The sequence below is a fragment of the Nostoc sp. JL23 genome (assembly GCF_017115065.1).
Classification (GTDB): Bacteria; Cyanobacteriota; Cyanobacteriia; order Cyanobacteriales; family Nostocaceae; genus Nostoc; species Nostoc punctiforme_A.
In genome coordinates this window covers 1-11,592 of sequence record NZ_JABXKN010000046.1, presented here as the reverse complement: position 1 = coordinate 11,592, position 11,592 = coordinate 1, and the positions used below count along the sequence as shown (strand labels likewise).

The window sequence follows — 11,592 nt, the reverse complement described above, 5'->3', positions numbered from 1 at the left end:
CTTGAGAAAACATATTTCTTGTTTTTCTTGGAATAATTTATTCTTTGGAAGTCCCCTACTACGCTCACCAGTGAAAATTACTTGATAACCACTGGTGAGCGTAGTAATATGGTAATCATAAAAGAGGAGACGAGCGCGATGCCTCTTTTGAAAAACAAAGAAGCGCTCAAAATTCAACCCTTACAAATCGAGTTAACGATACGAAACCTAAAACCAGCCGCCACCAGGACTAGCAGCCGGAAGCCAAAAACTTGTATTGCTCAAGCCACCGGAGATGATTCCGATGACCAAACCAAGTCTGAAAACTGGTTGTAAAAACTTCAATATTTCCAGAATTAAGGCGATTGCGTACTCAGTAGTATGCAATCGCCTTTTCAATCAATTCTTATCACATGGCTGTACAGAGGACACGGTAATATCCCAATATCTTCTCTACAGCTTTGTGCTGTCTGGTGTTCTGACATCAGTTAATACGCTTTACCCTTGAACACTTTTATAGAACCCATTTGATATCTATACAGGAGGGCAATCGAATTTGGCTGAACTACGAGCTAAGTTACAAATTTTATAGATTGATCGTCAGGATTTTTTTCTTGCTTTTTTTGTCGCTCAACACGACTGTATTGTAGGGTAATGTATCCGTTCCCAGCGGAATTGGCAGGCTAAAACTGGGGCTTTTATGATCGAGTTCGCCTAAATCAATGCTTTTCGTTATATCGCCATCTGTTGCAAGATTTGCGGTAAGTTCGCCTTTATAATCTTCAATTAAAAAGTCTCTAAAGAAAACGACTTCCCCACCCTCAGGATCTATACCAAGGATGACCGTACCGCTGAAAGTTGCGCCTTTTCGTTCTTCATCAACCGTTGCCATTGTGATTTCCGAGGGGTCTTGACCGGACATATGTGCCATAAACTTTTTTCTCTTGCGAATTCTCAACAATTGAAAATGATTTTACAAGAGCGCTATGGGCGATCGCAAAACTCTCAGGACGTATTTCTGCATCGGTCTTGCAAATGTATAGCCAAGTTACTTCTGGTTATACGCCTAATTGGAAGATTGAGTAGGGATGAGTAGGGGCTGAAAGCGATCACGAAGCGTTGCTGCAAAGCAGATCGCATCGCAGAAACCTGATAGAGGGGAGACGTTGAGAAGTTTCCGGATAACTTGATCCGACCTTGCCTCGGCAGTAGAGTGCCCTTATCTGTGAACTGACAGGTTTATGGAGTCCAAGGATATATAGAACCCATTTGATATCTATGCCTGAGCTAACCGCTTAAGCATGAGTCTGATAAAACATAGATTGAGCTTGGCAGTCGCATGAGGCAATGTTCGCTCAAAGTTCTTGACCAAATTCTTACATCGTTCCATCCAAATTTGAACGTTCTCTTCCCCCAACGAGTTGCAACCAAACCCCGTTTTACCAGGGGCATCTTTTTCTGCTTTCGTGGGTTTGGGTGCCAGTTGGAATCTGAGCTTGGTCATAATCTGAGGATAAAGTGTTTGCAGGGCGGCTGTGATCTTCTCTGGATGGTAGCCGTGGTCAAGCAGAATCGTAATCTTTGGAATATTCATAGGCTTGGCACGAAAGTAATCCAAGTTCTGGCTCAATAGTTCAATCAAGCCAAGGTCATCACTCACACTGGCTCTAGTGCAGTGGGTGAAGAATGGTAGACCGAGAGTATCTACTGCCAAGTGCCGTTTGATGCCATTGGTACACTTGTAATGACAGAACCCTTTGGACTCCACGCCCGCATTGCAGGTATTCTTGACTGCAACCGAAGTCGATAATCAGTAGGGTTGTCCATTTTGGTTTTTTTTTGCGTCTGCGCGCACTTTCCCATGCAACGTCGTCATCATCTGCTCTATTACTCCCGCTTCTCGCCACTGCAAGGAGATGCCAAAACACCGTTGAGTAGGGCGGTAAATATGCAGGGTAAATCACACCAGTTACACCCATTCTTGAGTTGATAGAAGATACCAGCTAAGATTTGTCGCTTTGTCCACTTTGGTGGTCTGGTTTGCTTTTTCTGCGGCAATAGTGGTTCAATGATTGCCCACTATTTATCGGTTAAGCTGCTGGAGTAGGGCATTTATTTCTCATTTTACCCGTTCTTCCAAGATCCCAAATCGGTTCTATAAGGCTTCGCCAAATCTAGATTGAGAGTGTTGTGCTGAAAGCACAACAAACTGACCAATAAAAATAGGACGATCGTTCCGTTCGGGAAAACTGTGCGATCGCCCCTATGCCCCAACCATCTAAAGAAGAGGCAATTTCTAATGATGACACAACTTTCAGCCCCTACGCCAACAAAAGATCCGTTAACCACACAGGATCGCCAAATCATTGCAACCATCGTCAATCAGTCGGACTACTCCAAAAACTGCAAGCCCGAAGATGTAGTGACTATCTGGATCAACAGTGATGATATCGTGTGGGTAAAAATGATCCACGGCTATGCTCGTTACCACAAACAATCTTTCAAACGCGCTGTTGCAGAGGTAAAAGCGAGTCTTTCTGCTCCAGTAAAGTGCAATCACAAGTCAGATGAGGAATTGAAACAAGCTGCTGAGAAAATAGGCTTGTTAGGTGATTGTGACAGAACAATTCGCAATTCGCAATTCGCAATTACGAACAAAATTATCAACTGATTCATTCAGAGACAGAATTTAAGTCCGTGTATTTATGCGGTGAGAAAGAAATTGCGAATTGCGAATTCATAATTGCGAATTGGTTTGACTGGCTATCGTTAAGCGTCCAATACCATTCTGATAAAGTAATCGGTCACGCTGGTTGTTATATCTCTCACAAGGCTCGAATATTAACCCCACCGGCTGAATGGGATTTTACACTGCCGAAGTGGAATATGCCTGCTGCCATCTGTCCAGACTGCGAAGGACATGGGTGCGGTAACTGTGGGTATTGCGGGACTCGTGCAGAAGACTTGTGTACGCTAGTGGACGGCTATCGACTGACCTATGTACGACGCACTGACCTCCAGACGGCTCACAACGTATATCTAGATGGTGAGTTTTTGGGCATACTCTTCAAGGTCAGAAACGCTGATGAGTTATGGGAAAACGACCCCAAGACTTATTACTGGCGCTGTGGTGATGGAGTCCAGTATTGGAGTGTGAAAGAGGCTGTAAAGGTGCTATCCAGGGCAACTGCTCCGATTGAACTGCCGCAAGTTCGTCGGGAGTTGGTAGCGGCGTAAGTGAAATGGTGGAAGAGAATTTTCTTCCACCACTGTTTTAAAATCAGTGCCATTCGCCACCCAGGATTAAAGCTTCGCTTATTTTTTGCGAAAAATAATAATATTAAACAAAGGCAGCTACTATGACAGCTTTTGACTTTGATTCTGCTGAACACAAGGCATACGAAAAGACCCCAGCAGCCAAAAGCATTCCTTCACCCGCAGGCATTTGGATTGCTTACGAAAATCAACAATTAGCAGGATGGTACGAAAATAAAGAACTAGAAGGTGGGAAAGAGTATAAAGTTCTTACTAACAAGTTGGACGAAAATGATGAAAAGATAGGCATTCCTGGCGCTCTTTATAGACAACCACGAATACTTGTGATTGGGCGATCGCCTCTGCTATACGGAAACGATAGAAAGGTGATTGGAGTTTGGCGTAACAGTGATGGTTTGGACAAAAACGCCTACAAATTCGGTAGGCGATATATGGTGATTTTCGTCGATGCCCAAAATCAACCTCTTCATATCGCACCAGTACAAATAACTGCTTGGGGAGTGTTTCAAGTTTCGTTTGATCAACAACTAATGGCATTCCGTGAAACCTGCGAACAAGCTTATGCAAGTTTTCAAGGCAAACATCACCAACCGAAGAATTTACTTTGGCATTCGATGTGGGTATTTTGCCCCACATTGAAAACAGAGAAACGTGAGAAAGGGGGGCAAACTTCCAATGCCTGTGTATGTACCGGATACGAAAAGCCAACTGCGCTCAACTGGGAAAGTTATTGTATTGGCAAGAAACCAATAGCTCAAGAAATTGCCCTTGTGCATAATTCCATTAGCGATTGGTGGAAAAAAGGATTGCCTAACAATAACTTACCAAACCATACGTCTCATGCACTCGATCGCAATCAATTGATGATGGAGTCGCAACGATTGATTGAAGCTTTAGGTTGGAAAGAAGAAAAGGGCAAACAGTTTCTCATAGACAACTATGGCAAAAAAGGAAGGCAGTTACTAACTAACGAAGAATTTGCTAACTTCGTCAACAAATTGCAGTCTATGCAAGCAAATTATGATGATGAAGTTGGTTACTGGGAGGATGTGCCTTCTTAATAAACAAATACTTATTGAGGTGATTGCAGCAAAAAATGCAAGAGATCCGTATCAAGTTGTTAGATGAACAACGCAATCTACAATCACTTGCGACTGACAACGTGGGTTTATCGAAAGCTACCGTGATGTCGTTCAAGTTCAGGTAAAAAACAGTCTTGGGCGAGGGTGAATTCGCTCAAGACTAAATACCTTAAACGAAAAATGCATATAAACCTCAAAAGAATACCGCACTTCTACTACATATAGGAGCAAAATTCTCATGTCGCATTTCTCAACAGTTAAAACCAAGCTTGCTAACCGTGAATGTCTAATACAAGCTTTACAAGATTTGAAGCTGAATCCGCAAGTTCACGAAATAGCACAATCACTAAAAGGATACTACGGTGGCTCTCAAGGACAAAGCGCTGAAATCATCGTATCTGGTCGCACCATAAAAGCCCGTGCAGACATCGGGTTCAAATGGAACCAAAATAATGCTGTGTATGATGTAATACACGACAGTTATGAAACAGTTCCGAAGTTAGGGCAAGACTTCTTTAGTAACAAGTTGATGCTGGCTTACGGTAAGCGTTTGGTGAGAGCTAAAGCTGCCGAGTTACAAGAAAGGTTTGGTGAATGCGCGATCGCTGAAGAAACCAACGGAAGTGTGCAAACTCTACGGCTGACTTTTGCTGGACATCAGGAAGTTCAACAGTACGTGAGGAGATAAATATGGAACGTTCAATACTGATTCATTTTGACAGCGCTACAGGTGAAGTTCGTGTAGAGGCTGAGGGGTTTGAGGGTTTGAGTTGTTTATCAGCTACGCAACCATTTGAATCCGCGTTGGGAGTTGTGGAGGGCGATGCCTACGGCGGTAAACTACGCATCTACAAGGACGAAGCCCAAACCCAACAACTTCGGACAACTTCAACTCACTCTATTCGCTTACGGCAGTAAATCAGGGAAAAGGGGAACCGCGACGATTGGGTTCCCCCAAGAAATTTTATGTACCTACCTAAAGAGTATCCTTTCATCCGCGTTTACGCCCAGCAAAAACCACGCCAGCCCGTGATTATCAAAGCGAATACTGAAGGGTTGTGTGTGCTGTTGAATGCTTTAATTTCTGCCATTGCTCAACCAGAGTGCAATGGTATAGCTGAGGTTTTTGACGGCGATGCCGAAGTTTATGAGGTAGTCGTGAAAGTGGTCAACACTCATGACGAATTATTTCCAGTTCCTTATCAAATACCAAAATCATGAATCTCTCAAATCTTCTCTCCACGCTCGATTCACAAATCCCCATCGCTGCGGTTGATGTCCTCCTGATGAAGCGACGATTATTCAGTGGTTGACTGCTGAAGCTAACAATAAGCTCTCATGTCCAGTTTTCTTCTGGAATCTGGGAGTATCAACCTTGGAGCAATGTTTAATCGCAGCAGATGGGGGATTGGTGTTTAAACCAGTTGCAGAGTATAAGAAACCACAACACGCTGACCCATTGTTATATGTGTTTGATTACATTGCGAATTTTAGCGGAAATGGTATATTTATTCTCGGAGATATTCACCCCTTTATTGCTAAGAACTCACCCCAATTGAGTTGGGAGATTTTATCCAAAGTTAAAAACCTTTACCACAGGTTAAAACCCACAGATAAACGCATTGTATTGTTGGGTCAGAACATACAATTACACGAATCCCTAGTCAGATTGATTCCTTATTGTGAAGTCCCTTTACCTAGTATTGACCAAATACTTGAGCATATCACTTCTTATTTGCATGACCTACAACAGTCTGCTATTGAACAGGAATTGACTTTTACTATTTCCCTAGAAAATGCTGAATTTGAAACTCTTTCTCGTGCAGCGTTGGGTCTAACCTTAGAAGAAATTAGTGATTTCCTTCGGTTAACAGTCAAAGAAAACTTAACTAATGATGGTGTCGTCGTTGACGCTGATTTTATCCCCAAAGCCGTCGAGTACAAAACTCGGCTACTGTCTCAATTGGGTATCGAGTTAGGTAAACCAGCCAGCATACCCTTCGGCAGACTCGATTTACTGCATGATTGGTTGAATCGTCGCCGCCGTCTGTTTACACAAGAGGCACGAAGTCTTAGCTTACCCCAACCCAAAGGGGTGTTACTAGCTGGGCCTCCAGGTACGGGTAAAACGAGTGTCGCTAAGAACATTGCCAACATACTCAATTTACCACTCCTACAGCTAGACATTGCTTCCCTGCTTGGTAGTTTGGTAGGCGAGTCTGAGGGCAATATCCGCCGCGCACTCAAGACCGCAGAAGCGATCGCACCCTGCGTCTTATGGATTGACGAAATAAAAAAAGCACTTTCGGGAACTGGTGACACGAGTGGAGTCTCACAGAGGATTCTGGGCAATATCCTTACATTCATGTCCGAATCTCAGTGTGGTGTGTTTGTCGTGGCAACTTGCAATGACCCCTCTGCACTGCCAAGTGAGCTAAAACGGAAAGGCCGCTTCGATGAAAATTTCTTTGTTGACTTGCCCACAGAACCTGAGCGTGTACAGATTCTGGGGATTCATCTACAACGTTTTGGCATTCACCTGGAATCCGAATATCTCGAAGCGATCGCTGCCAATACCGCGAAATTTTCCGGTGCAGAACTGGAAACCCTAGCTTCGGAAGCTGCTCTGCTGGCATTCGATGAGGGTAGACCGCAGCAGGTAACGCTTGCTGACCTCGAAACCTGTCGTCAAAGCATCACCCCACTTGCAATTCAGGATGCGGCGGCAGTGGAGCGAATGCAGGCGTGGGCATCCACCGCACGACGGGCTAGTAGCCCTGTGGTTGCAGCAAAAACTCAATCTTTGCGTGCTGGTAAGTTTCGCAATATGAACTGATGAAAAAGCGATTGTCTCCTGATTCTATGAGGCGATCGCTCTTTTAGGTTCGTAGCGATCGCGTTCAGTATATCTATCTCAGATGGGGCAATGCCCTGAAGTTAGGAAATTGACAGGGTAAGAAACATGGAAACCTATTTAGTTTTTGTTGATGCTATCCAGAACAGCAATAAATTCTGGGCGGCCATTGTCGAAGATAGTAATTTAACAGTGCAGTGGGGCAGAGTCGGCTATCAAGCACAGACTAAAGTCCACACATTAGGTAATCATCAAAGAGCGGTTAGTAAATTTAACAATCTGGTAGCCGAAAAGATGATGAAAGGCTACAGAAGAAGTCAGTCACAAATCGACAGTAATTGTGAAGTTTCTGAAATCAACAGAGCGATTGAATTACTAGAGATTATCCGTCCTTATGTAGAGCAGAGAAATTTTTCAGTTGCTTATATCAATGCCCTAAATCAATATCTAAAGATTGTCCCAACACCTTTGGGTATGCAAATTGAACCATACAGGGTATATCGCTCAGTAGAAGATGTTGATTATCAAATGGGATTACTCAATTCTCTGTTAGCGACACCTGCACCAATTGCTGCTGCGGTGGCTGTTGGTCATGCCCCTGAAGCAACAGCAGAACCCAAGGTAGTCAGTCTCAAGACTATCAGTAAGAACTTCTGGAGACATTTGTAAACTAATTACCACAAAGCTTCTTTGTAAGAATTCAGCAGGCAGGAGTCAGAAATCAGAATATATAAAGAGTTTATTAAATATAGGATATTTGTTTATCAAGTCTTGATTTGATTCTTTAACTATTCAGAATAGCTGAATTCTTACTCCTGAATTCTTACCTGGTAATGTTTATTTTTATTTAATATGGCTTCATGTGGAAAAGCTAACGCGGAACCTAACCCCCCAGCCCCCTTCCCTACAAGGGAAGGGGGAGAATTCAAAGCCTCTCTCCTCGCAGGAGAGAGGTTTGGAGAGAGGTTTTCGAGATCCCGTGAAAAGTCAGACTAAAGACGTATATGTAAATATCTGTATTGAGGTTAGAGAACTTCCTGGGCTGAAATCCAAACTAACAGAGATTTGTGATCCCGCAGAGATTGAATATGCCTTTACCCAGGGGTTTGGCAAGCTTGCTAAAATCATGTTTCGGTTAAGTTGATTCCAAATGTTGGGTCATTCCCGTACATCTCATGCCCTGTTCGGTAAAAAACTATTTGGGAACAGTAGTCGCGTTGAGTTCACCCCTTTTCCCTTTTCCCTTCTTGTTTGCACCTTGTGTCACCTTCGGTTCTTCTTCTTGCTTACTAAAGTTGACCATTTTCATCAAGTGCTGATTTAGATAACTCTGCGCCGAGATATACAGACTTTCCCAAATTTCTTGATTACGGCTGATTTTTGTACCGACTGTATTCCCTGCTGTTTTCTCCGACACCAAATATTTGCGGAAATAGTTATTCCACAGGTGTTGCAGGAAATCTTCAGCGAATTCGTTAAAGGCATCACCGTGCCGAAAAAGGTTTTTTGTACGCTAAAAAATTTTCAAGTGTCTGAAACGACGATTTTTCGTTCAAACTTGATCAAAACTAGTAGTTCGCTTTCGTGACTTGGCTCTTTTAAGGGGAAGGGGGAAGGGGTAAAGGGTTTAAATCCCAAACCCAGTACCCTTTCCCCTTTCCCCAGTTCTCACAAGTGCATTTTTGGGTTGGCAGACTACTAGCAGCATAATCATAGTTCCTTCACCAAAAAACACTTCTTGAAAGGCTTACCTCATCTTAGTTTCAGCCAAGCGCGTACAATCTACCCGATTTGACACGGTGACGCCAAGATAGCTCCAGTTACCCAGGTGGCTCATTGGGATAGGAAAAATGTGATCGCCCACCCTCTACAAACTGCCGCCCGCAATCCTTGCAGCGGTAGCACTGCTTGCCTCGGCGATATCCATTTTTCGATAACTGCTGCGATCGACATTGAGGGCATACCATTACTTTCATTACATAATTCGACTGATAATCTCCCAGATGCGGCTCTAAATAGGATACCAGCAAGTCCTCAATCTGCTGAATTAACCGTTGGCAGTGTTCCTGATTTGGGCTGCGGAGGGCTGCCAGCATCACCGCGTTGCTGCTATGCACACACACTTCTGCCAGCAGACTGTACTGTTCCTCGGCGAGGGCGGGCTTGCGTTGCCTCAGAATACTTGCCATGAAGTTGATTGCTTCCTGCGTCATGCTTTCATCGATCGTCTGGAAAATTTCACGGGCTAGATAAAACTGCACAAACACCACCCGTGACACGGGTTGCTCAAAGAGCGCTGCTACAGCAGTGGCAATCGCATGAATCATTTGGCAAAGCGGCAGTTGCACAATGGCTGGGATGTCCACCCGTGCCCACATCGCTTTCACTCGCTCCGTATGGCGTAACTCCATTGCCTTGAAAATGGCAGCTTTGTCTGGAAAAAACTGATAGAGAGAGCCGATTGCTGTTCCCGCTTTAGCTGCGATTAGATGAGTCGTCGCCGCTTCGTAGCCCACTTCATCAAAGACTGCCGCTGCCGCATCCAGGATTTTTTCAACCCGTGCTTTACCCCGCTGCTGTTTGGGTTGCCGACGGAGATTTTTTGATAACTCGCTGCTTGACGAACGTGAACATTCTGTCATATTTTAGAAACACGGCGGATCTTTCACAATTTTATCTTTAACGGAGAACACCATGCAGTCAATGCTTCCCGGTGCGCCTTGGTTATTGGCGCACAAGTCTATGTTGTCTGTAAACCAACCCCGAAAAATTTCTTTATACGGCAGTGATTACGTGATGTGGAAGGATGCTACCGAAGCGATTCATGCCTTACCCAATGCCTGCCCTCACATGGGCGCGATGCTATCGGAAGGATGGTGTGAAGTTCAAAGCAATGGGACAAGTGCAGTTGTCTGTCCATTTCATGCGTTGCAGTTTGATGCCGCAGGTTGTACAGTTTTACCCGGAGCAGGTAAGAAAACATTAGCTCAATTACAACCTCTAGAATTAATCACTCAAGGGGATTTCATCTGGTCCTATGGCGGCTACGCGCCGAAGATAGCCATTCCGACTGTTTTGAATGAAATCGCAGAAAAATACTATTTTGTTGGGCATACAGGCGATCGCAGCATCGAGACGGATTTGCTGACGATGCTGCTGAACATGCATGACTACAATCATCAAAATGGTACTCACCGAGATTTATTTCGGATTACCGAAGTGGAGTTTCATCAGTTTGTTGACGATGGGCATCATTCCCATGCCTTCTACGATATGCCGACCGCTCCCTATAGCCTAAGCGAAAAGCTGAGAAAGCCTGACTTAATGCTGTTGCCCAGTACCATCAAAGCGCACCTGGAAAACCACTTTCCATCCCTGATAATTTTTCACGGCGAAATGCCGCTTGGTAAAGCTGCCCAGTGTCATTTTTTCGTGCCAGAAGCTGAGAATCGCACCCGGACTTATATTTTACTGTTTGGTCAGGCAAAGCATCCAGTCTTTAAGCTGTTTGGCAGCACCTATCTAAAATTTGGCAAGGTTGTTGTCGAGCAAGATGCAGATATTTTGAGCAAAATTTATCCGGATACACCTCAGAAAATTAAACTCAACAATGAAGTAGGCATGGATTGGGTGCGGCGCAATTTTGAGAGCTTTCCTGACGTTGTGGAACCGAATCTCTCCAAATAGACAGCAAATCTATTCCATCGATTCCTACACCCTTAAATTGCAGTATCTTCCCAGTAGGGCAGACTGCCAAATCGTTTTGCTAAAAAATCAATAAACGCTTTCACCCGTAGCGAATGTCTACGATTCGATAAATACAGTGCGTAAATTAGGTTTCTTTTTTACAAAGGTGACATTCATTCTTATTACTTTTTACCAGTTTGAGTTAGGTTGAGCGAATGAGCGCACTGCTTCACTCACTTTCATGCGATGGCGTAACCGTCCGCCGTTGGCATTCGTCGAAGACGTCGGTTTAATTGAAGTGCAAGGCTTGAGCGCTGTTCTTCAATCGCCATCATCTGCTGCACAAGCCTAGCGTTTGTAATCTCTTGCTCAGGAGTTAGCAGAGGGTAGCGTCCGATTTCTTTGAGGTAGGAGTGAACTAGGTCGGTAGTTGGATTAGGCATACTTTCAAATAATTGTAAGAAGTACTTTTATTTGTATCGGCTCAAAATTTGGGGGTAGAGATTTATTCAGGCTGCCATGACCACCCAAATGGGTTAGAAGAAGACTTCTCTCGAATAATAGTAGCCAAACAGGGAATATGACCAATTTTTAAAATCCGGTCACGCATATACTCAAAAAAGCTGACACCCAACTTGCGAGTAGTTGCAACAAGGGACATAAAAATATCCCATGCTTTCGTACCAAGTTCAGTTTGGGTAGCATAGCTAATCT

The 11,592-nt window shown here is 44.0% G+C and carries 14 protein-coding genes and 5 pseudogenes; 10 read left to right on the top strand and 9 right to left on the bottom strand.

Annotated elements, in window-relative coordinates; all coding sequences use genetic code 11:
* The first annotated feature begins 138 nt into the window (after window positions 1–138).
* Window positions 139–315 (top strand): hypothetical protein, encoded by a 177-nt coding sequence (locus HWQ42_RS09390; RefSeq protein WP_292811252.1) that lies wholly within the window; start codon window positions 139–141, stop codon window positions 313–315.
* Between the two features lie 250 nt (window positions 316–565).
* Here HWQ42_RS09390 and HWQ42_RS09385 read toward each other — a convergent pair whose 3' ends face one another.
* The 4 genes from HWQ42_RS09385 to HWQ42_RS09375 all read right to left on the bottom strand — a co-directional run bounded on the left by HWQ42_RS09385 (window position 566) and on the right by HWQ42_RS09375 (window position 2,288).
* Window positions 566–871: a hypothetical protein gene (locus HWQ42_RS09385; RefSeq protein ID WP_292811250.1), complete on the bottom strand. Its 306-nt coding sequence runs from the start codon at window positions 869–871 to the stop codon at window positions 566–568.
* 384 nt (window positions 872–1,255) lie between these two features.
* The gene (locus HWQ42_RS09380) at window positions 1,256–1,747 is read right to left on the bottom strand and encodes a transposase (RefSeq protein ID WP_292811248.1); all 492 of its coding nucleotides are present in this window, start codon (window positions 1,745–1,747) and stop codon (window positions 1,256–1,258) included.
* Window positions 1,748–1,866: 119 nt separating this feature from the next.
* A complete protein-coding gene (locus HWQ42_RS35500; protein ID WP_367119047.1) occupies window positions 1,867–2,037 on the bottom strand; it encodes a transposase in 171 nt (56 codons plus the stop codon).
* A gap of 116 nt (window positions 2,038–2,153) precedes the next feature.
* Complete coding sequence (locus HWQ42_RS09375; RefSeq protein ID WP_292811245.1) at window positions 2,154–2,288, bottom strand: hypothetical protein; 135 nt, start codon at window positions 2,286–2,288, stop codon at window positions 2,154–2,156.
* On the opposite strand from HWQ42_RS09375, the gene HWQ42_RS09370 reads away from it, so the two are divergent.
* The 8 genes and pseudogenes from HWQ42_RS09370 (at window position 2,279) to HWQ42_RS09335 (ending at window position 7,860) form a co-directional block, all read left to right on the top strand.
* On the top strand, window positions 2,279–2,650 hold the full coding sequence (locus HWQ42_RS09370) for a hypothetical protein (RefSeq protein WP_292811243.1): 372 nt from the start codon (window positions 2,279–2,281) through the stop codon (window positions 2,648–2,650). The genes HWQ42_RS09375 and HWQ42_RS09370 overlap by 10 nt on opposite strands.
* A 215-nt stretch (window positions 2,651–2,865) precedes the next feature.
* Entirely contained in the window at window positions 2,866–3,216 is a 351-nt protein-coding gene (locus HWQ42_RS09365) for a hypothetical protein (protein ID WP_292811241.1), read from the top strand.
* Between the two features lie 122 nt (window positions 3,217–3,338).
* On the top strand, window positions 3,339–4,316 hold the full coding sequence (locus tag HWQ42_RS09360; protein WP_292811239.1) for a DUF5895 domain-containing protein: 978 nt from the start codon (window positions 3,339–3,341) through the stop codon (window positions 4,314–4,316).
* A 259-nt stretch (window positions 4,317–4,575) separates the two neighbouring features.
* A complete protein-coding gene (locus HWQ42_RS09355) occupies window positions 4,576–5,025 on the top strand; it encodes a DUF1257 domain-containing protein (RefSeq protein WP_292811237.1) in 450 nt (149 codons plus the stop codon).
* A gap of 2 nt (window positions 5,026–5,027) precedes the next feature.
* The gene (locus tag HWQ42_RS09350) at window positions 5,028–5,255 is read left to right on the top strand and encodes a DUF2997 domain-containing protein (protein WP_292811235.1); all 228 of its coding nucleotides are present in this window, start codon (window positions 5,028–5,030) and stop codon (window positions 5,253–5,255) included.
* 48 nt (window positions 5,256–5,303) lie between these two features.
* Window positions 5,304–5,558, top strand: coding sequence for a hypothetical protein (locus tag HWQ42_RS09345; RefSeq protein WP_292811232.1), 255 nt, complete (start codon window positions 5,304–5,306; stop codon window positions 5,556–5,558).
* A pseudogene (locus tag HWQ42_RS09340) lies at window positions 5,555–7,173 on the top strand (AAA family ATPase). The gene HWQ42_RS09345 and the pseudogene HWQ42_RS09340 overlap by 4 nt, the downstream one beginning before the upstream one ends.
* A gap of 126 nt (window positions 7,174–7,299) precedes the next feature.
* Entirely contained in the window at window positions 7,300–7,860 is a 561-nt protein-coding gene (locus tag HWQ42_RS09335; RefSeq protein ID WP_292811230.1) for a WGR domain-containing protein, read from the top strand.
* 526 nt (window positions 7,861–8,386) lie between these two features.
* On the opposite strand, the pseudogene HWQ42_RS09330 reads toward HWQ42_RS09335, so the two are convergent.
* From HWQ42_RS09330 to HWQ42_RS09320, 3 pseudogenes are all read right to left on the bottom strand, one after another.
* A pseudogene (locus HWQ42_RS09330) lies at window positions 8,387–8,671 on the bottom strand (abortive phage infection protein); the annotation flags it as partial.
* 388 nt (window positions 8,672–9,059) lie between these two features.
* A pseudogene (locus HWQ42_RS09325) lies at window positions 9,060–9,158 on the bottom strand (IS1 family transposase); the annotation flags it as partial.
* Between the two features lie 57 nt (window positions 9,159–9,215).
* Window positions 9,216–9,833: pseudogene (locus HWQ42_RS09320) on the bottom strand (TetR/AcrR family transcriptional regulator); the annotation flags it as partial.
* A 61-nt stretch (window positions 9,834–9,894) separates the two neighbouring features.
* On the opposite strand from HWQ42_RS09320, the gene HWQ42_RS09315 reads away from it, so the two are divergent.
* Window positions 9,895–10,878 carry a Rieske 2Fe-2S domain-containing protein gene (locus HWQ42_RS09315; protein ID WP_292811255.1) on the top strand — a complete coding sequence of 328 codons (984 nt, stop codon included), beginning with the start codon at window positions 9,895–9,897 and terminating at the stop codon, window positions 10,876–10,878.
* Window positions 10,879–11,117: 239 nt separating this feature from the next.
* Here the strand turns inward: HWQ42_RS09315 and HWQ42_RS09310 are convergent, their stop codons facing one another.
* A complete protein-coding gene (locus HWQ42_RS09310) occupies window positions 11,118–11,321 on the bottom strand; it encodes a sigma-70 factor domain-containing protein (RefSeq protein WP_292811228.1) in 204 nt (67 codons plus the stop codon).
* Window positions 11,322–11,383: 62 nt separating this feature from the next.
* Window positions 11,384–11,592 (bottom strand): annotated as a pseudogene (locus tag HWQ42_RS09305) (hypothetical protein); the annotation flags it as partial.

Coding starts and splice junctions, on each gene's coding strand:
- HWQ42_RS09390 (WP_292811252.1), top strand. CDS start 139: ATGCCTCTTTTGAAAAACAAAGAAGCGCTCAAAATTCAACCCTTACAA.
- HWQ42_RS09385 (WP_292811250.1), bottom strand. CDS start 871: ATGGCAACGGTTGATGAAGAACGAAAAGGCGCAACTTTCAGCGGTACG.
- HWQ42_RS09370 (WP_292811243.1), top strand. CDS start 2,279: ATGATGACACAACTTTCAGCCCCTACGCCAACAAAAGATCCGTTAACC.
- HWQ42_RS09365 (WP_292811241.1), top strand. CDS start 2,866: ATGCCTGCTGCCATCTGTCCAGACTGCGAAGGACATGGGTGCGGTAAC.
- HWQ42_RS09360 (WP_292811239.1), top strand. CDS start 3,339: ATGACAGCTTTTGACTTTGATTCTGCTGAACACAAGGCATACGAAAAG.
- HWQ42_RS09355 (WP_292811237.1), top strand. CDS start 4,576: ATGTCGCATTTCTCAACAGTTAAAACCAAGCTTGCTAACCGTGAATGT.
- HWQ42_RS09350 (WP_292811235.1), top strand. CDS start 5,028: ATGGAACGTTCAATACTGATTCATTTTGACAGCGCTACAGGTGAAGTT.
- HWQ42_RS09345 (WP_292811232.1), top strand. CDS start 5,304: ATGTACCTACCTAAAGAGTATCCTTTCATCCGCGTTTACGCCCAGCAA.
- HWQ42_RS09335 (WP_292811230.1), top strand. CDS start 7,300: ATGGAAACCTATTTAGTTTTTGTTGATGCTATCCAGAACAGCAATAAA.
- HWQ42_RS09315 (WP_292811255.1), top strand. CDS start 9,895: ATGCTTCCCGGTGCGCCTTGGTTATTGGCGCACAAGTCTATGTTGTCT.
- HWQ42_RS09310 (WP_292811228.1), bottom strand. CDS start 11,321: ATGCCTAATCCAACTACCGACCTAGTTCACTCCTACCTCAAAGAAATC.